The 18569-nt window shown below is 67.1% G+C and carries 19 protein-coding genes; 6 read left to right on the top strand and 13 right to left on the bottom strand.

The features are described 5' to 3' along the window. Positions 1–42: 42 nt before the first annotated feature. Together A5709_RS11245 and A5709_RS11240 are read left to right on the top strand one after the other, a co-directional pair. Positions 43–360 (top strand): ESX-1 secretion-associated protein, encoded by a 318-nt coding sequence (locus tag A5709_RS11245; RefSeq protein ID WP_067943081.1) that lies wholly within the window; start codon positions 43–45, stop codon positions 358–360. Beyond that, the gene (locus A5709_RS11240; RefSeq protein WP_067737733.1) at positions 357–668 is read left to right on the top strand and encodes a DUF2694 family protein; all 312 of its coding nucleotides are present in this window, start codon (positions 357–359) and stop codon (positions 666–668) included. The genes A5709_RS11245 and A5709_RS11240 overlap by 4 nt, the downstream gene beginning before the upstream one ends. Before the next feature lie 5 nt (positions 669–673). Here A5709_RS11240 and A5709_RS28400 read toward each other — a convergent pair whose 3' ends face one another. After that, positions 674–817 carry a hypothetical protein gene (locus A5709_RS28400; RefSeq protein ID WP_167374087.1) on the bottom strand — a complete coding sequence of 48 codons (144 nt, stop codon included), beginning with the start codon at positions 815–817 and terminating at the stop codon, positions 674–676. An 82-nt stretch (positions 818–899) separates the two neighbouring features. Between A5709_RS28400 and A5709_RS11235 the strand changes: the two genes are divergently transcribed. Next, the gene (locus tag A5709_RS11235) at positions 900–2696 is read left to right on the top strand and encodes a DUF5631 domain-containing protein (protein ID WP_068119908.1); all 1797 of its coding nucleotides are present in this window, start codon (positions 900–902) and stop codon (positions 2694–2696) included. A 68-nt stretch (positions 2697–2764) separates the two neighbouring features. Beyond that, positions 2765–3085 carry a DUF2710 family protein gene (locus tag A5709_RS11230; RefSeq protein WP_369806148.1) on the top strand — a complete coding sequence of 107 codons (321 nt, stop codon included), beginning with the start codon at positions 2765–2767 and terminating at the stop codon, positions 3083–3085. A 62-nt stretch (positions 3086–3147) separates the two neighbouring features. Here A5709_RS11230 and A5709_RS11225 read toward each other — a convergent pair whose 3' ends face one another. Both A5709_RS11225 and A5709_RS11220 read right to left on the bottom strand, forming a co-directional pair. Next, entirely contained in the window at positions 3148–3921 is a 774-nt protein-coding gene (locus tag A5709_RS11225; RefSeq protein WP_068119931.1) for a TIGR03084 family metal-binding protein, read from the bottom strand. Then, positions 3921–5240 carry an MFS transporter gene (locus A5709_RS11220; RefSeq protein WP_068012128.1) on the bottom strand — a complete coding sequence of 440 codons (1320 nt, stop codon included), beginning with the start codon at positions 5238–5240 and terminating at the stop codon, positions 3921–3923. Before A5709_RS11220 ends, A5709_RS11225 begins: the two co-directional genes overlap by 1 nt. Positions 5241–5382: 142 nt before the next feature. Between A5709_RS11220 and A5709_RS11215 the strand changes: the two genes are divergently transcribed. Continuing rightward, positions 5383–5988, top strand: coding sequence for a YqgE/AlgH family protein (locus A5709_RS11215; protein WP_067950007.1), 606 nt, complete (start codon positions 5383–5385; stop codon positions 5986–5988). A gap of 34 nt (positions 5989–6022) precedes the next feature. Here the strand turns inward: A5709_RS11215 and A5709_RS11210 are convergent, their stop codons facing one another. Together A5709_RS11210 and A5709_RS11205 are read right to left on the bottom strand one after the other, a co-directional pair. After that, complete coding sequence (locus tag A5709_RS11210; RefSeq protein WP_068119907.1) at positions 6023–6364, bottom strand: hypothetical protein; 342 nt, start codon at positions 6362–6364, stop codon at positions 6023–6025. 64 nt (positions 6365–6428) lie between these two features. Continuing rightward, positions 6429–7583: an LpqN/LpqT family lipoprotein gene (locus A5709_RS11205; RefSeq protein ID WP_068119905.1), complete on the bottom strand. Its 1155-nt coding sequence runs from the start codon at positions 7581–7583 to the stop codon at positions 6429–6431. Between the two features lie 179 nt (positions 7584–7762). Here A5709_RS11205 and leuS point away from each other — a divergent pair, with 179 nt between their 5' ends. Then, positions 7763–10675: a leucine--tRNA ligase gene (leuS, locus tag A5709_RS11200; protein WP_068119929.1), complete on the top strand. Its 2913-nt coding sequence runs from the start codon at positions 7763–7765 to the stop codon at positions 10673–10675. Between the two features lie 11 nt (positions 10676–10686). On the opposite strand, the gene A5709_RS11195 is transcribed toward leuS, so the two are convergent. The 8 genes from A5709_RS11195 to A5709_RS11160 form a co-directional block, all read right to left on the bottom strand. After that, a complete protein-coding gene (locus A5709_RS11195; RefSeq protein ID WP_067950013.1) occupies positions 10687–11358 on the bottom strand; it encodes an SDR family oxidoreductase in 672 nt (223 codons plus the stop codon). A gap of 48 nt (positions 11359–11406) precedes the next feature. Continuing rightward, a complete protein-coding gene (locus A5709_RS11190; RefSeq protein WP_067950016.1) occupies positions 11407–11913 on the bottom strand; it encodes a MarR family winged helix-turn-helix transcriptional regulator in 507 nt (168 codons plus the stop codon). Positions 11914–11985: 72 nt separating this feature from the next. Then, a complete protein-coding gene (locus A5709_RS11185; protein ID WP_067950018.1) occupies positions 11986–12729 on the bottom strand; it encodes an amino acid ABC transporter ATP-binding protein in 744 nt (247 codons plus the stop codon). Beyond that, a complete protein-coding gene (locus A5709_RS11180; RefSeq protein WP_068119903.1) occupies positions 12726–14543 on the bottom strand; it encodes an ABC transporter substrate-binding protein/permease in 1818 nt (605 codons plus the stop codon). The genes A5709_RS11185 and A5709_RS11180 overlap by 4 nt, the downstream gene beginning before the upstream one ends. Before the next feature lie 48 nt (positions 14544–14591). Beyond that, positions 14592–15332 carry a GntR family transcriptional regulator gene (locus A5709_RS11175; RefSeq protein ID WP_068119902.1) on the bottom strand — a complete coding sequence of 247 codons (741 nt, stop codon included), beginning with the start codon at positions 15330–15332 and terminating at the stop codon, positions 14592–14594. A gap of 112 nt (positions 15333–15444) precedes the next feature. After that, on the bottom strand, positions 15445–16230 hold the full coding sequence (locus A5709_RS11170) for an LLM class F420-dependent oxidoreductase (RefSeq protein ID WP_068119900.1): 786 nt from the start codon (positions 16228–16230) through the stop codon (positions 15445–15447). 15 nt (positions 16231–16245) lie between these two features. Further along, a complete protein-coding gene (locus A5709_RS11165) occupies positions 16246–17160 on the bottom strand; it encodes an alpha/beta fold hydrolase (RefSeq protein ID WP_068119898.1) in 915 nt (304 codons plus the stop codon). A gap of 255 nt (positions 17161–17415) precedes the next feature. Then, positions 17416–18513: an inositol-3-phosphate synthase gene (locus tag A5709_RS11160; protein WP_055399549.1), complete on the bottom strand. Its 1098-nt coding sequence runs from the start codon at positions 18511–18513 to the stop codon at positions 17416–17418. Positions 18514–18569: the final 56 nt, after the last annotated feature.

Raw genomic sequence — 18569 nt, 5'->3', positions numbered from 1 at the left:
GACCTCGCCGGTCTGGCCGGCGCCGTGAACAGGAGACAGCGGATGGCAGATTCGATCCATGTGGTCCCCGCGCACTTGCGTCAAGCCGCTGCGCGGCACCAGGAAACCTCCGACTACTTGCGCACAGTCCCGTCGTCGCACGAGGCGATCCAGGAAAGCCTGGATTCGCTGGGACCGATCTTCGGTGAACTTCGCGACGCCGGCCGGGAACTGCTTGAGCTCAGACGACAGTGCTACGAGCAGCAAGCGGCGGACCACGCCGACCTGGCGGACAAGTTAGCGGCCTCGGCGATGATGTGGGAACAGCACGAGCAGGATGCGGCGCGCAGCCTCGGCGGCATCGCTGACCGCGGTCGATGACGGACGCGAATCCCGCTTTTGACACCGTTCACCCGAGTGGGCACATCCTCGTCCGCTCCTGCCGCGGCGGGTACATGCACAGCGTTGCGCTGAGCGAGGAGGCGATGGAGACCGACGCCGAGACGCTGGCACGAGGCATTTTGCTGACCGCCGACGTCTCGTGCCTGAAGGCATTGCTCGAGATTCGCGACGAGATCGTGGCGGCCGGACACACCCCCTCGGCCGAGGTACCGACCCCGCGAGACCTCGATGCGGCGATCGAGAAGCTACTGGCGCACAAACTGCGCCGTCGCCACAGCGCGATCTAGACGGTCTACAACAGCCAGGTTTTGGCCGCCTCGGGGTCTGGAGCGATGTCGGTGGGCGGCTCTACGGGGTTGGGGCCGAACAACTCTCGTGCGCGGGCGAGTAAGGCCCGCACCTCATCGAGTTGCTGCTGCAGGGCAGATTCAGCCATATCTGCACGGTACCCAGGCCGTCAAAGCTGCACAATTCACTGACCGAATAAGCCATCCCTCGGATGCCGGTACGCTGAGCCGGTGGCGATCTTCGGTCGGATGACGGCGCGTCAGCGCCTCCGGAGAGCTACCCGGGAATCACTGGCGATGCCGGCCTTCAGCTCTCCCATCGATTGCACCCCGTGGGTGATCGGTGGGCTTTGGCCTGCCGAGTTGTCAACGATCACCGCCGAAAATGCCCCGCTTGCAGACTATCTGAAGACGGACCTGCAACGGATTGCCGACAGCGCCAACGAGCAGTTGAAAATGATCAAGCGGGCGGGTTTGGCCGATCTCGCGCGTCAGGCGCAGGAGGCCCGGGTCATCGACGAGGCGCGTGCCCGCGCCGCGCGCCGAGTCGAATCGACGGTTCGTCAGCTGCAGGCGGCGAAGTCCGGGGTGATCGCCGGACATCCCCGCCCGCAGGCCAGCGAACCGCAGTCATCGGACATGGACCAGACCCAGGTCATCCCTGCCGTCCCGAACCCGCGGCCTTCCGAAGCGCCCACCAGGGACGTGCGCCGGCCGCGCTGGCGGGTCGCCGACAAACCGGCCCCTTCGGTGCCGCAAGGCGTGGACGAGGCCGAGGCACCTGTTGATGACACCGTCAGCGAAGAGAACGCCCTCGCGCCGGATATGGAGGAGACGCAAGTCATTCCCGCTCTCACGGAGCTGGAGCCGACGGTCGACGCGCCGGTCGATAATGCCGAGCCCGATTGGGAGGAGGCCGCCAACGGTCGCCACCACTTGGAGCTGGAGGAGCCGGCAACCCACCAGGATCAGCCCGAATGGGGATCCCAGATCGAAGCCGAGGAGGTTGCTGCCCCGCTGTCCTCGATGGAGGAGACGCAGGTCATCCCCGCCATCGCCGAGGCCGAAGCCGTGGTTGACGTGCCGGATCGCCAACACGTCACCGAGGACGAGACCCCGCTGTCCTCGATGGAGGAGACGCAGGTCATCCCCGCCATCACCGAGGCCGCACCCGCGGTTGACGAACCCGTCGCGAACGGTCGCCACCACGCCGTGCCCGAACAGCAGGCACCGGCCCAGGACGAGGCGCTACCGCCAGCACCCGTCGAGGAGCCGGTCGCCTCGATGGAGGCGACGCAGATCATCCCCGTGATCACCGAGCCCGAGCCCGTGGTCGACCAACCGGCCGAACCTTCCGAGCCCGCCGTCCAGCCTCACAGGGAAAAGGCCACCACCGCAACGAGTTTCGACATCGACCGGCTGAATCGGCTGCTCGAATTCGTGGTCCGCCAAGAGTCGCGGCTCAACTGGGCGGTCGGCGATCTTTTGGATGGCACGACCGTCCTGGTCACCGACCTCGCGCACGGCTGGATACCGGCAGGTATCAACCTGCCGGCCGGCGTGCGGTTGTTGGAGCCCGAGCGACGTACCGGCAGGGTGTCCGACTTGATCGGCGACGCGGCCCGCGTCGTGACCTACGCTCCTGGTGATTCGCTGCGCCGCTCGCCCGATTTCGCCGCCACGAAATCGTCGCTGGAACCGCGCGAGCTGCCGGCCATCGAGGATCTGGCCAGGGTGCTGAGCGAAACCACGCGCCGCTTCGACGGACTCCCCCGCATCGTGCAGAGGCTGGCGGACGCGGCCGCCGCGGACGCGGTTGTCATCGACCAAGAGGTCGACGTGCTGCGCGTGCACCTCGATACGGCGCGCTACCAGCTTTTGGTCCAGTCCCCGACCGTGAACCCGGCCCTCCTGCTCAAGTGTCTGTTGATGGCCGCCACCGAAGGCATCGCGAGCGGAGACACGGTATCGGCCAACTATCACCTCGCCTGGTACCAGAAACTCGCCACTCAGCCGCCGGGCCCGTAGCCGCCACGGGTGCGCCGGTCACCCGCGAGTTTGAATTGACGCTGGTTGGAGGGGGCGACGATACTGTGATCGTGTCGGATTCGGGCGGTCGCGCGAATCTCAGCGACAAGGACCTCGTCGAATCAGTTCTCCGCGAACTCAGCGAGGCGGCCGACAAATGGGAAGCCTTGGTGGCAGAGGCCGAGGCCGTCACCTACAGCGTCGACCTCGGTGACATTTATGCCGTGGCGAATGCCGACGGCCGATTGCTCAAGCTGACTCTGCACCCCGGCGTGATGACCGGATACGCGCACGGCGAGCTCGCCGACAGGCTGAACCTCGCGATCTCAGCGCTGCGCGAAGAGGCCGAAGCCGAGAACCGGGCAACTTACGGCGGGCCGCTGCATTAACCCCGCGCTCATCGACCGGCGCTTGGGTCGGATGGGCGCCGGCTCTCTTCGCGCGTGCGCGCTCATCGGCCGGCGCCGGGAGGGCCCGCGAAAGCTTGTGCAATCTCCAGCCAGCGCTGCGCGTCGGGCCCATCGGCGGTGATGTCGAGGGCGCTGAGCGGACGCCGCTGAGTGACCAGAAAGCAGAAGTCTTCGGCGGAACCGGTGACCCGTTGCGAGGCGTCCGGCGATCCCCAGCTCCAGGTGTCGCCGCCGGGTCCGCGCAGCTCGACCAGGAACGGCTCGGCCGGAGCGGGGAGATTGTTGACGGCGAAGGCGTAGTCGCGCGTGCGCACCCCCAAGTGGGCGATGGAGCGCAGCCGGTCGGTGGCCGCCCGTTTGATACCCAGCGCGTCGGCGACGTCCAACCCATGCGCCCAGGTCTCCATCAACCGCGCGGTGGCCATCGACGCCGCACTCATCGGTGGCCCGAACCAGGGGAGCTTGCGTCCGGCAGGAACCATCAGCAGCTCTTCGTGCAGACGCGCACGGGTCGAGCGCCAGTCGGCGAGCAGCTCGGCCGGCGCCAGAGCTGCCAATTCTTCGGCACCTGCGTCGACGAAGCCTGTCGGGTCGGCGGCGGCGGCCTTGAGCTCGTCGGCGAACCCGGCCTCGTCGGTGACCGAGGTGAGCGCGACGCGGTCGGTCCACAACAGGTGCGCGATCTGATGCGCGATGGTCCAACCCGGCGCGGGCGTCGCTTCGGCCCAGCGTTCGGCTGGCAGCGGCGCGACCAGTGCGTCAAGCTCGTCGCTTTCGGCACGTAGGTCGGCCACAATCTGTTCCGGACCCGCCATCATTGCCTCCGATCGTCGCTCGCCCCTGCCGGGTAGCGATTATTCGCCTGTTCGCCGCGCCGGCCCAAAACGCCGTGCATCGCCAGGCCGGCCAGGTAGAGCCCGGAAGCGACCAGCACGAATACTGGCGCATGCCCATCCGCGGGAATCAACGCCGCCGCCGCCGTGATCGCGGCGATGAAAGCCACCCAGAACAGCGCGTCTTGGACGGCGAACACGTGCCCGCGAAGGGCGTCGTCGACGTCCATCTGCATTGCCGAGTCGGCACACAGCTTGACCATCTGGCCGGTCACACCGAGGAAGAAGCCGCACCCCACCATGATCGGTAGCAGCAAGCCCGCGCCCGCGACCTCGATGATCGCCGAGGCCGCGAGCGCGCCGTTGACCGTGGCGTAGCGGCCCCAGCGACGAACCGCCGGCGGGGTCAGCACGTTGGCCAGAAAAGCGCCCAAGCCGGTGGCACCGAAAAACACCAGCGCGGTACCCAGTCCCCCGACCGCGGGGTCGGTCAGGTGGTGCACCAGCAGCAAGACCAGCAGCGAGTTGATGCCGATCACCATTCGGTGCGCGGCCAGGCCAGACAGCGTGGCGGCGACCGTCGGTCGCTGTGCGACCGTACGCGCACCGTGCAGCCAGCCGGTGACCACGGCATAGAGGACCGGTCCGTGGATCGCCCGCTTGGTGTCGTCCGGGCCCAGCACGCGGGACCCGAACCGTAGCGACAGAAACAAGGCGATCGACACGGGGACCGCGGTGAGGAAGATGATCGCCGAGGCGCCCTTGTCGCCCGCACCGACCAGGAACCGCGGAACCAGCATGAAGTTGGCACCGATGAAGGCGGCGACGGCCCCGGACGCGTTGGCCAAGGCGTTCATGGTCACGACCTGTTCGCGGGGCACGACGTGCGGCAGCGACGCCGACAGTCCGGACGCGACGAACCGGGCCAAGCCGTTGGCTAAGAGCGCGCCCAACAACAGCGGCAGGTCGCCGGCTTTGACGGCGAGGATCGTGCCGATGGCGGCGATCAGGATGAGGCGGCCGACGTTGGCGCCGACGAGCACCAGCCGCCGGTCCCAACGGTCCATCAGCGCGCCGGCGAACGGCCCCAGCAGCGAGTACGGCAGGAAGAGCACGGTGAACGCCCGTGCGATGGCCATCGGATCGGCGGCACGGTCCGGATTGAACAGCAACGCTCCGGCCAGACCGGCCTGGAACAGGCCGTCACCGAATTGACTCGCCATGCGCACCTGCAGCAGCCGCCAGAAGTCTGGCAAACCCCGCACCGACCGCCAGATTTCGACGGGTGCGCTTGAGTGCATCCGGGATTGGATCACGAAACCGACTTCCAAAGTTGGGGCTAGCAAGCTCGTCACCGTCCGAGCCGACGTACCAACAGTACAAATCTTCGCGCCCCGCGCTCGATTCCCCCGGGCGGCAGGCGCCGGATGCGATGATGGTTGGGTGCCGCCGCCCGAGGACCCAGAGGACTATGTCGCGCCGGCCGCGCAGCGGGTGCGCGCGGGGACGTTGCTGCTTGCCAACACCGATCTGTTCGAGCCGACTTTTCGGCGCAGCGTGATCTACATCGTCGAACACAACGACGGAGGCACGCTGGGGGTCGTGCTCAACCGCGCCAGCGAGACCGCGGTGTACAACGTGCTGCCGCAGTGGACCAAACTGGCGGCCAAGCCGAAGACGATGTTCATCGGCGGTCCGGTGAAGCGGGACGCGGCGCTATGCCTGGCGGCGTTGCGGGTTGGCGCGGATCCGCAAGGGGTGGCCGGGCTGCGGCATGTGGATGGCCGGGTGGTGATGGTCGATCTCGACGCCGACCCCGACACGATCGCTCCCATGGTGGAGGGCGTCCGGATTTTCGCGGGCTACTCCGGTTGGACCATTGGGCAGCTGGAAGGTGAAATCGAACGCGACGACTGGATCGTCTTGTCCGCGTTGCCATCTGACGTTTTGGCGGGGGCGAGGTCCGACCTGTGGGCGCAGGTGCTGCGCCGCCAGCCGTTGCCCTTGTCGTTGCTTGCCACCCACCCGATAGACCTGAGCCGCAACTAGCGCCCCTGCCCCGCCCGCGGGGGTCCAGCGGGCTTCAGTGGCAAGACTGCGTGCAGCCGGCGCAGGTTCCCCCGCAGCCGGGCGCCGCCGCATCTCGCTGCAACGCGAAGCGCGCACTCTGCCATGACCCGGCGCCCACCGTTCCGAAGGCGCCCGCGACACAGACGATCAACACCACGAGTGCGGTGTGCGGGGAGGCTGCCAGCGCCACCACACCGCCCGCGGCCAGCATGATCGCCGCCGCCAGTTGCGCCGGGGCCATGGACCGCAGCGCGAGCGAGGTCGGGTCGACGTGCTGGGTGCGCGCCAACGACCAAGTTCCGAACCCGGCGGAGGCCACCGCCGCACACATGCACAGCACTCCCGCAATAAGCATGGCCTCACAATACGAGCCCGGACACCGGTCCGCTCAGTGGGCTCCAGCGGAGCCGCGGCACCGCTCAGTGCTGCAAGAACGAGAAATTGGGCAGTGGGGGGAGGCCGGGGACCAGGGCTAACAGGTTCGGCGTGGGCTGACGGCTGGGCATCGGCGCCGGGGGGAGGCCCACCGGGGGAGCCGTTGCCGATGTTTGCCGGAGCGGAGCCACGGCGGGAGCCTGAGCAACCGGAGCTGTGGCGGGCGCCTGCCCGACCGGAGCGGTGGCCGGTAGCTGGCCGACCGGAGCCGCGGCCGGAACCTGCGGAGCGGGAACCTGCGGGGCGGGAGCCTGGGCCGGGGTCAGCCCGACCGGCGAGGCCGCCGGGGTCTGGACCGGCGCCGGCGCCGGGGCCCCGGGAACGGTGATGCGGAAGCCGTTCACGATGGCGTCGGTGGCCGGTGCGTCGGCGACGGCTACCGCACGATCGGTGGTCACCGCGAGCGACACCAGGTACTTGTCGCGCCCCGAGGTGGCGATGACGTGGCGCCGCGAGGTGTTCAGCGTCATGTCGCCGTCGCGGTATGTGCCTTCGACGATCGAGGACGGGAAGCCGCCGAAATCGGCCATCGAGGCGTTGGTGGGCTGCCAGGCCAGCAGCTTCTGGCTGTCGACGTAGCCGTGGCTGATGGCCTCGCGAGGATCGAAATCGCCGACCAGCTTGTACACCACCACTTGGGCATTCGACGAGTAGATGCTGCTGCCCTGCCGGTCGGCGATCACTGCGAACGCGTCGGGCACGTTCGGGTCGGGCACCTGAGTCCAGCGGGCCGGCACCGGCAAGGTGATGTCAAGTGCCTTGAGGCCCTGGGGTTTTTGCGCCTCGAGCTTGACGCCCTTCGACTGCAGGTATTCACGGATGGTCCCGGAGGTGGCCGGAGCCGGAGTGACCGCGGGGGCCACCGGCGCGGCGGGCGCGGCCGCCGCGGGCACCGTTGCACCCGGGGCCGTCGGAGATGCGACGGGATTCTGCGCCGGCGGGGCGGCAAGGAACCGGTTGGTCGGCGCCTGCCCGGGCGCGGCTGCGACGGTCTGCGGCGCCGGGACGGCGGGAGCGGGTGATGGCGCGGGAAGTAAGGGGTCTGCCGATGCCTGGGCGCCCGTGACAACCGCCATGCCGATCAGGCCGGCGACCATACCCCCGAGGAGCGCACGGCGGGCGGGGACGATCTCAATCATCTGCCTCGGTCCTTCCAATGGCGCACTGCCAGGTCATTAGAGGCCGACTGTAACTACAGGTCAAAGGCCATGGATAGGCTCGAAATACAGCTGGGATGAACCCCTGATCGGTGCGCAACGGAACCGAGATCATCCTGTGGCCGGCGGTCGGCTCGAGGCGTCCCTTATACCCTGTTCAGGTGACCGAATCCCCGACCACCGCCGCCGAGAGCAACTCCGGTGCCGTTCAGACGGACCCCGATGCGCCGACGCATCGCTACACCGCGGCGCTGGCGGGCCGTATCGAGAGCACCTGGCAGGAGAACTGGGCGAAGCTCGGGACGTTCAACGTGCCCAACCCCGTCGGTTCGTTGGCTCCGGCGGACGGCAGCCCCGTCCCCGCCGACAAGTTGTTCGTGCAGGACATGTTTCCCTATCCCTCCGGCGAGGGACTGCACGTCGGCCATCCGCTGGGTTACATCGCCACCGACGTATACGCCCGCTATTTCCGGATGACCGGACATAACGTCCTGCACGCGTTGGGTTTCGACGCGTTCGGGCTGCCCGCCGAGCAATACGCCGTGCAAACCGGCACCCATCCGCGCACCCGGACTGAAGCCAACGTCGTGAACTTCCGGCGTCAACTGGGTCGGCTGGGCCTCGGCCACGACAGCCGGCGCAGCTTCTCGACCACCGATGTCGAGTTCTACAAGTGGACGCAGTGGATCTTCCTGCAGATCTACAACGCCTGGTTCGACACCGCGGCCCGCAAGGCCCGACCGATCTCCGAGCTGATCTCCGAATTCGACTCCGGCGCGCGGCGCCTCGACGACCAACGGGACTGGGCCACGCTGTCGGCGGGGGAGCGGGCCGACGTGATAGACGCCCACCGATTGGTCTACCGCGCCGACTCGATGGTGAACTGGTGTCCGGGCCTGGGCACGGTGTTGGCCAACGAAGAGGTCACGGCCGACGGCCGCAGCGACCGCGGCAACTTCCCGGTATTCCGGAAACGGTTGCGGCAGTGGATGATGCGTATCACCGCCTACGCCGACCGGCTCCTTGACGACCTGGAGCTGCTGGACTGGCCGGAGCCGGTCAAAACCATGCAGCGCAACTGGATCGGCCGCTCCACCGGTACCCGGGCGCTGTTCTCGGCGAGCAACGCCAGCGGCGAGACGGTCGACATCGAGGTGTTCACCACCCGGCCGGACACCATGTTCGGCGCCACCTACCTGGTGCTGGCCCCCGAGCACGACCTGGTCGACGGGCTGGTCGCCACGAGCTGGCCCGAGGGGACCGACGCCCGATGGACTTACGGCGCCGCGACGCCGGGGGAGGCCGTCGCCGCGTACCGGCGGGCGATCGCGGCGAAGTCGGACCTCGAGCGTCAGGAGAGCAGGGAGAAGACGGGCGTCTTTCTGGGGAGCTACGCCACCAATCCCGCCAACGGCAAGCCGGTGCCGATCTTCATCGCCGACTACGTCCTGGCCGGGTACGGCACCGGCGCGATCATGGCGGTCCCCGGCCACGACCAGCGCGACTGGGACTTCGCCCATGAGTTCGGCCTTCCCATCGTGGAAGTCATTGCCGGGGGCGATATTTCGGAGTCCGCGTACACAGGCGACGGCGTGTTGGTGAACTCCGGCTACCTGGACGGAATGGACGTGTCGGCGGCCAAAGAAGCGATCACCGCCCGCCTGCAGGCGGACGGTCGCGGCTGGGCCCGGATCGAATTCAAGCTGCGGGACTGGCTTTTCGCCCGGCAGCGCTACTGGGGCGAGCCGTTCCCGATCGTCTACGACCGCGACGGACGCGCCCACGCCCTCGACGAGTCCGCGCTGCCGGTCGAGCTGCCCGATGTGCCCGACTATTCGCCGGTGTTGTTCGACCCCGACGACGCCGACAGCGAGCCGTCCCCGCCACTGGCCAAGGCGACCGAGTGGGTGCACGTCGAGCTGGATCTCGGCGACGGTCTGCAGCCTTATACCCGCGACACCAACGTGATGCCGCAGTGGGCCGGCAGCTCCTGGTACGAACTGCGCTACACCGATCCGCACAATTCGGAAAGGTTGTGCGATAAGGAGAATGAGGCCTATTGGATGGGTCCGCGGCCGGCCGAGCATGGCCCGCAGGATCCCGGCGGTGTCGACCTGTATGTCGGCGGCGCCGAACACGCGGTGCTGCACCTGCTGTATGCGCGGTTCTGGCACAAGGTGTTGTACGACCTGGGCCATGTCAGTTCCCGGGAGCCGTACCGCCGCCTGGTCAACCAGGGCTATATCCAGGCTTTCGCCTACACCGACTCGCGCGGGTCCTACGTCCCGGCCGACGAGGTGGTCGAGCGTGGGGGACGATTCTTCCATCCCAGCCCCGGCGGCGAGATCGAGGTCTTTCAGGAATTCGGCAAAATCGGTAAGAGCCTGAAGAATTCGGTCTCACCCGACGAGATCTGCGACGAATACGGCGCGGACACGCTGCGGGTGTACGAGATGTCGATGGGTCCGCTGGAGGCATCTCGCCCGTGGGCCACCAAGGACGTCGTCGGGGCACACCGCTTCCTGCAGCGTGTGTGGCGACTGGTGGTCGACGAGCACACCGGCCAGACCCGGGTGCTCGACGTGGCCGGACAACAGGAGCTGGACACCGACACCCTGAGGGCGCTGCACCGCACCATCGCGGGGGTCTCGGAAGACTATGCCGCACTTCGCAATAACACCGCGGCGGCCAAGCTGATCGAATACACCAACCACCTCACCAAAGAGCACCGCGACGCCGTTCCCCGGGCCGCGGTCGAGCCGCTGGTGTTGATGTTGGCGCCGCTGGCCCCGCATATGGCCGAGGAGCTATGGGCGCGGCTGGGCCACACCACGTCGCTGGCGCACGGTCCGTTCCCGCAGGCCGATCCGGCCTACCTGGTCGACGACAGCGTCGAATACCCGGTCCAGGTCAACGGCAAGGTGCGTGGTCGAGTGGTGGTGGCGGCCGACGCCGATCAGGACACCCTGAAGGCCGCGGCATTGTCGGATGAGAAGGTCCAGGCATTCTTGGCGGGCGCCAATCCCCGCAAGGTGATCGTGGTCCCCGGCCGGCTGGTGAACCTCGTCGTCTAGCGGGTCGCGAGTCACCGGCCCGCGGGCCGCAGCACCACCTCGTGGACGTGGCCGTCGGGCGGCGTCGCCACCACGTTGGCGACCGCCGCCGCGACGGTTTCCGGCTTGAGAAACTTCGCCGGGTCGTACGTCCCGCCCTCGAATGCGACGAGTTCGCGCTGCATTTCGGTGTCGGTGCGGCCGGGGTAGACCGTCGTCACCCGCAGCTGCGGTTCGTCTGCGCGCAGCGAGTCGGCGAAGGCGCGCAACGCGAACTTACTAGCCGAGTAGGAGGCCATGCCGGGCGAAACGTTGCGCCCCGCACCGGAGTTGATGAAGACCACTTGGCCGCGGGCACTCCGCAGCGCCGGTAGCAGCGCCAGCGTAAGTCCTACCGGTCCAAGCACATTCACGGCGAAGGTGGCGCGCCACTCATCGACGTCGGAATCCGCGACATGACCGGGTATCGACACCCCGGCGTTGTGCACCAGCACATCGAGTTCGTCCACGATCTCGCAGGCGGCCTCGATCTCCGCAACGTCGGTCAGGTCCAGTGGGAACGTCGTCGCGTCCAGTTTCTGGGCAACGGCGTCGAGCCGGTCGGAGGGCCGACCGGCCAGCAGCAGAGTGTGAGTGGGGGCCAGCGCCGTGGCGATCGCGGAACCGATACCGCCGCCGGCGCCGGTGATGAGTGCAGTTGGCATGCACCGCAGTCTACGGGCTCCGCCAAAATCATTGAATCGCAGGTACTTTCACGCCTCTTTACAGGCGGGTGACTCACCGGCAGGCGCGGACGCCGGTTCGCCGCAGGCCAGCCGCTCGAGCGGCGCCAACGCCTGCATCAGGGTGCCGAGGTCGGACGCGGGCAGTTGACTGAGCATCGCGGCCAGCGAGGCGCGCCGGTTGGCCAGGGACTCGCCGTGCACGGCACGCCCGCGCGGGGTGATGTCGACCAGCACCGCCCGCAGGTCGGACGGGTCGCGCGACCGTTTCACCAGGCCGAGCTTTTCCAGCCGGCGGATCGCCACGGTGGTGGTGGGAGTGCGCACCCGTTCATGGGCCGCCAGGTCGGTCATCCGAATCGGCCCCTGATCCAGCAATGTGACCAGAATTGACAGTTGCGCCAACGTCAATTCGCCGGCGGCCGCGGTGCCGCTCGGGTCTCCGCGCCGCAGAATCGAAAACAATTTGGACAGCGCACGGTGCAAACCTTCCGCAAGCTCGGTCACGTCGGCCGCGGTGGATTCGCTGTCCGCCATAAACGGGGAGTCTAACGCTATATCAGGCGCGTACAAGGTAGCTAAGCCTACTAATTAGTAGCATCGGGGCCGTCAAAGTACTTGGGACAAGAAGCGCTGTAGCCGTTCCGTCTGCGCGGCTTCGAAAATCTGCTCCGGGGGCCCGGATTCCACCACCTTGCCGCGATCCATGAAGACCACGGCGTCGGATGCCGAGCGGGCGAAGCCCATTTCGTGGGTGACCACGATCATCGTCATGCCGTCGGCGCCGAGGTCGGCGATGAGTTGCAGAATCCCTTTCACCGTTTCCGGATCCAGCGCCGAAGTCGCCTCGTCGAAGAACATCACCTGGGGCGCCATGGCCAGCGCGCGGGCGATGGCTACCCGTTGTTGTTGCCCCCCGGACAGCATGCCGGGCCGGGCATCGGCCTTGTGCTTCAGGCCAACTCGCTCCAATTGGTTCAGCGCCAGGTCGCGGGCCTCTTCGGCCGGCAGGTGCCGCAGCTTGCGCGGCGCCATCGCGACGTTTTTCAGCACGCTCAGATGCGGGAAGAGGTTGAAATGCTGAAACACCATGCCGATGCGCTGTCGTAGTTCGTTGGGATCGTCGCGTAACACCGATCGCCCGTCCAGCAGGATGTCGCCGCTATCGGGTTCGTACAACCGGTTCAAGGTGCGCAGCAGCGTCGACTTGCCCGAGCCGGACGGTCCGATGACCGCGGCGGTGGTGCCCGCCGGAGCCTCGAAATCGACGCCACGCAGCACTTTGTTCCCGCCCAGTGTCTGGTGAATATCCTTGGCGGCCAATGAAACCGACCGACGGGCCGGGGCGCTCACGTGATCTCCTGGCCGAACTTCGTCGCCAGCAGCTCGGCATTGTCGTCGAGGTCGGGGGAGCCCCGGCCCCGGCGCAGGCGCGCGTCGATGTAATTCACCAAATGCGTCAACGGAATGGTCAACATCAGATAGAAGAGGCCGGCGGCCACCAACGGTGAGAGGCTGCCGGTCTGGGCATTCAAATCCCGGCCCACCTGAAAGAGTTCCCGCTGATCGGCGATCAGGCCAAGGAAGTACACCAGCGCGGAGGCCTTCAACAACCCGATGAATTGATTGACCAGTGCCGGCAATACCCGCCGTATTCCTTGCGGCACCACCACCAGCCGCATCGCGGTCGTGTAACTGAACCCCAGCGCGCGGGAGGCCTCCAACTGGCCGGGGTCCACGCTTTGTATTCCGGAGCGCAGGATTTCGCCGATGTAGGCGGCGGCCATCAACCCCAGCGCGGCTATTCCCAAGGGGTAAGGGTTTTTGTTCGTCAGTCCGCCGACCAATGGCCCGATGCCCATCCCGATCAGCAGGATGATCACCACTTCGGGCAGGCCGCGGAAGATGTCGGTGTATACCCGCGCCGGCCAGCGCAGCCAGCGCCGGTGCGAGATGCCCGCCATGGCCAGCACCATCCCCAGCGTCAGGCCGATCACGATGGCGCTGTTGGTCAAAATCAGGGTGTTGGGCAGCCCGGTCGTGAACAGAACGGGAATGGCTCGGCGGTACATCTCCCAGTCGAAGAACGAATCGCGCAACTGTGCCAGCGCCGATTTGGGCGCGGCCGGACCTGTCGGCGCACGGTGTTGGCTCGCGACGATCGCGGCGAAATCCGGCAGATTCGGGACCGGCGCCGCTTTCGACCCGGGCTTCCATCCCGGCGGCAGCGTGCGCGGCACCCAATCGCAGTACAGTTTGGCCCACGTGCCGTCGGCAATCACCGCGTCCAGCCCGGAGTTCAGCGCGTCGATCAGCGGCTTGTTCTCCTTGGCGACCGCATAAGCCACGAAATTGCCTGGGCTGAAAGTATTCGCGACGGTCACCGCGGGATCGCTCGGCCGAACGACGGTCGAGGCAAGCGTTCCTGGCGCCACCCACGCATCGATCTGCCGGGTCTTGAGGCTGGCGTACAGGGTGGCGAAGCCGGGATACTTCACCGGCTGCAGATGCAGGGTGTCGACGACGTATGACTCCTCGACGGTGCCCTGGACGACGCCGATGCGCTGGCCGGCGGCCAGGTCGCTGAACTGGTGGATCGGTGAGCCCGGGGGCACCACCAGGGAGTAGAAGCCGAAGTCGTAACCGTTGGTGAACGCGACGGTGTGCCGGCGTTGGTCAGTCGCTTTCACCGACGCCGATCCGACGTCGAAGCGCCGGGACGCCACTTGGGCGAGCAACGCGGAGAAGTCGGTGCTGACGAAACGCAACTGCAGATGCAGCTTGTCGGCGATGGCGCGCAGCAGCAGATTGTCGAAGCCGCTGAATTCGCCGGTGGGATTGATGCAGATGTTGGGCGGGGCATCCGACAGCGTGCCCACGGTCAGCACGCCCGGCGTGCCGAGCCCGAGCGCTCCGACGTCAACCGCGGTGAGCGGTTCGACGGATTGCGTGGTGTCCCGGTCTTCCCGGGGCGTGGGCTGGGTCTCGGTCAGATCCTTGGGCAGGGCCCTTGCGCTGTCCAAGCCCGCCGGCGCGCATTGATTCCAGTCGGCAGCCGCCGGTGCGGCCGGCCCGCCTAATGCCATGCCGCACACCAGCACCGTCGTCGCGGCCAGTCCGAACAGCCTTGCGCGGCGCTGGGTGCGCCGGTCCACGCGCGCATTCATCCCTGCCACCGTATCGACAGGGCGGCCGCTTCGTCGGGTGAGCGTGCTTTACAGCGCCAGCGACGGCGCGACGCCTACGGCTTCGGCGTCGACGAGCACCTCGAGCGGCTCGGGCACCACGGGGCTCACGTCGTCGGGTGCGGTGAACACCCTGCGCCTCGAGAGTTCGGCCAGCATGGTCTGGGCCATCAGGTAGGAGCGGCCGACGCACGCGGCCCGGGCGGCCTCGGGGTCGCGCCGGTGTATCGCGGACGTCTCGTCTTCGTAGAACGGCAGCATCTCTTCGCGGCTGCCCTGATAGATCAGCCAGAACACCCGGGGCACCAGGTTTTGCGACGCGCGGATCGTGGCGTGCAGCCTTGGTCCGGCGTATTCGTCGTTGATGGTGCGCCGGTACTCCGCGGCGATGTCGCAGAAGGCCCGCGAATCCTTCGCGGTGCGCAGTGATCGCATGAAGGCGTCGAGCTGACCCAGGATCCGCGGGGTGGGGCTGGTGGCGGCGCGCGCGGACGCGATGCCGTTGAGCAGACCCTCGAGCTCATGGTGTTCGAGGACGGTGGCTTCGTCGAACCGCTCGACGAACGCCCCGCGGTGATATCGGGTGGAGACAATGCCGTCGTGTTCGAGTTGGACCAGCGCCTCTTGAATGGGGACGCGGCTTACGCCCAGCCCCAGCGCGATCTCATTGCGATCGACGCGGTCACCGGTGCGCAACTTGCCCGTCAGCAAGAGGTGCAGGATGTGCGAAACAACCAGGTCCTTTTCTTTGACCCCGTATTTCTTCGGCATTTCGTCGTTGAGTCTCTTTCAAACAAACCCGATGCGGTCATCAGCGCGAGAAGTTTCTCACGAGCGGGCTCGTATTTTCCGGGGTTTCACCGATAAATGGTCGGCGACGGGGCTAACGACTATCCCGCCACCGGCACAGCGCTTCCGCCGCGCCGAGGTTGTAATCCGGTCCGTCGCACGCGACGGTCAGCAGCGTGACTCCGAGGCCGACAAGCTTCTCGGCATTGTCGACCAGCCCGCCGCCGTCCTGCACGGCGGCCGAGCGCTCGATCCTCGCCGGGTCGCGGCCGACGTCGGCGCAATGCCGGGCCAGGACGTCCGCCTTGGCCGGGAACTCGTCGGCGGAGGTGAAGCTGTGCCACAGGTCGGCGTATTCGGCGACCAGTCGCAGCGTCTTGCGCTCACCGCCCCCGCCGATCAGGATCGGGATTTCGCGGGTCGGCCGGGGGTTCAGTTTCGCTAGCCGTGCCTTGATCCGGGGGAGCGCGCCCGCGAGGTCGTCGAGGCGGCTGCCCGCGGTGCCGAACTCGTAGCCGTACTCGTCATAGTCCTTCTGCTTCCAGCCCGAGCCGATCCCCAGCACAAGCCGGCCGTCGGAAATGTGATCGACCGTGCGGGCCATGTCGGCCAGCAGCTCAGGATTCCGGTACGAGTTACACGTGACCAGCGCGCCGATCTGGATGCGCGAGGTCTGCTCGGCCCACGCCCCGAGCATCGTCCAGCATTCGAAATGCGCACCGTCGGGATCGCCGTAGAGGGGGAAGAAGTGGTCCCAGTTGAAGGCGATGTCGACGCCGATGTCCTCGCAGCGACGCACGGCGTCCCGGATTTGGCGATACTGCGGCGCGTGCTGAGGCTGCAGTTGCACGCCGATGCGGATGGGGCGGTCAGGGCTCATGAGACCACCGTAGGCTCAACCCGCGTCGAGCACCCCGCGCAGCAGACCGATGAGGGCGAGGGGCTGGTCGCTTTGCACGGAATGACCGGAATCCTCGACGACGTGCGCCGCGCGGAAATGCTTTGTGCGACGGCTGAGTTCGGCCGCGTCGTCGTCGCTGACGAATCCCGATTTGCCGCCGCGGATAAGGGTGATCGGCGCCGACAGCTTGTCCACGTCCTCCCACAGGACGTCGAAGTCGGGGAACTTACGGATGGCGTCGTAGCGCCACGTCCAGTTGCCGTTGTCCAGCCGGCGCGAGTTGTGAAATACGCCGCGGCGCAGCGCCTTCACCTCGCGGTGTGGCGCCGCGGCGATCGTCAGGTCCAGCATGGCCTGGAAGCTTGGGAATTCGCGTTCCCCGTGCATCAACGCCACCGTGCCCTGCTGTTCCTTGGTCATCTCCGAGTGCCGCTGCAGCGCCGACGGGGTGACGTCGATCAAGACCAGCTCGTTGACGAGTTCGGGCGCCACGGCGGCCAGCCGTAACGCGGTCAAGCCGCCCAGCGACATGCCCACGACGAGATCGGCTTCGGAGGCGTGTTCACGTAGTGCCGGCAACAGGGCGTCGGCGTTGATCTGTGGCGAGTAGTCACCGTCCTCGCGCCATGCCGAATGGCCGTGCCCGGGAAGGTCTACGGCCAGCGCGGGCTCGCCGAGGCCGACGATGACGGTGTCCCAGGTGTGCGCGTTTTGGCCGCCGCCGTGCAGAAAGACGATCCGCGGGGGAGTGGCACCCCAGCGCAGCGCGCTGATTTTGCCCTCGGCCGTGCCCGATTCGACCCGCTGGACGTCGGGCAGCGGACCCTCGACGCCGGCCTGCTCGGCGTTCTCGTGCAGCAGCGAGAACTCAGACAGTCCGTCCAGTTCGTCTCCGGAGATTTCGGTCACGATCTACAGACACTAGCGCCGCCGCTTAGAGGCCGTAACGACGTCGGCCATCGGCGGGCCAGAAGGGGTGCGTCGCTCGGTCATCCGATGGGGCGATCGGTAATCATTCGTGCTTCTGCCGCAAGGCCATTCGCTGCAGGGGGCGCGACGAATCGGCTGCAACGACCGCGAGCGTAACGCTGCGGCGAATCCAAAGGAGAAATCGCCGTGGCGTTACGCCCGCGGGTCAGTAGGTCGAACCGAGTTCGAACCGAGTTAGCCCTCGATGATGAACTCTTCGAGCTGCGTGCGCGCGACGTCGTCGGGCAGCTGCTGCGGCGGGCTCTTCATCAGGTAGGCCGACGCCGGGATGACCGGGCCGCCGATGCCGCGGTCCTTGGCGATCTTGGCCGCCCGCACCGCGTCGATGATGACGCCTGCCGAGTTCGGCGAGTCCCACACCTCGAGCTTGTACTCCAGGTTCAGCGGCACGTCGCCGAAGGCGCGACCCTCCAGGCGCACGTACGCCCATTTGCGGTCGTCGAGCCAGCCGACGTGGTCGGACGGGCCGATGTGCACGTCTTTGGTCTTGAACTCGCGTTGCAGGTTGGAGGTGACGGCCTGCGTCTTGGAGATCTTCTTGGACTCCAGCCGCTCGCGCTCGAGCATGTTGAGGAAGTCCATGTTGCCGCCGACGTTGAGCTGCATGGTGCGGTCCAGTTGCACGCCGCGGTCCTCGAACAGCTTGGCCATCACGCGGTGGGTGATGGTGGCGCCGACCTGGCTCTTGATGTCGTCGCCCACGATCGGCACGCCCGCGTCGGCGAACTTCTTGGCCCACACCGGGTCCGAGGCGATGAACACCGGCAGCGCGTTGACGAACGCCACGCCGGCGTCGATGGCGCACTGGGCGTAGAACTTGTCGGCCTCTTCCGAGCCCACCGGCAGGTAGGACACCAACACGTCGACCTCGGCGTCCTTGAGCGCCTTGACCACGTCGACGGGCTCGACGTCGGACAGCTCGATGGTGTCGGCGTAGTACTTGCCGATTCCGTCCAGCGTCGGGCCGCGCTGCACGACCACGTTGGTGGGCGGCACGTCGGCGATCTTGATCGTGTTGTTCTCGGAGGCGAAGATCGCGTCGGACAGGTCGAAGCCGACCTTCTTGGCGTCCACGTCGAACGCGGCGACGAACTTGACGTCGCGCACGTGGTACTGGCCGAACTTGACGTGCATCAGGCCGGGCACGGTGCTGTTCTCGTCGGCGTTCTGGTAGTACTCGACGCCCTGTACCAGCGAAGACGCGCAGTTACCGACGCCGACAATGGCGACTCGTACCTCCGTCGACGCGATTGGCGCGTTCTGGTCACTCATAAGGGCGTTCTCCTAACTCCATAACTCTGTGTCGCAGCTGATGAATTTCGTGCAGG

The sequence above is a fragment of the Mycobacterium sp. E1386 genome (assembly GCF_001672745.1).
Taxonomy (GTDB): Bacteria; Actinomycetota; Actinomycetes; order Mycobacteriales; family Mycobacteriaceae; genus Mycobacterium.
This window is presented reverse-complemented; position numbering and strand designations above follow the sequence as displayed.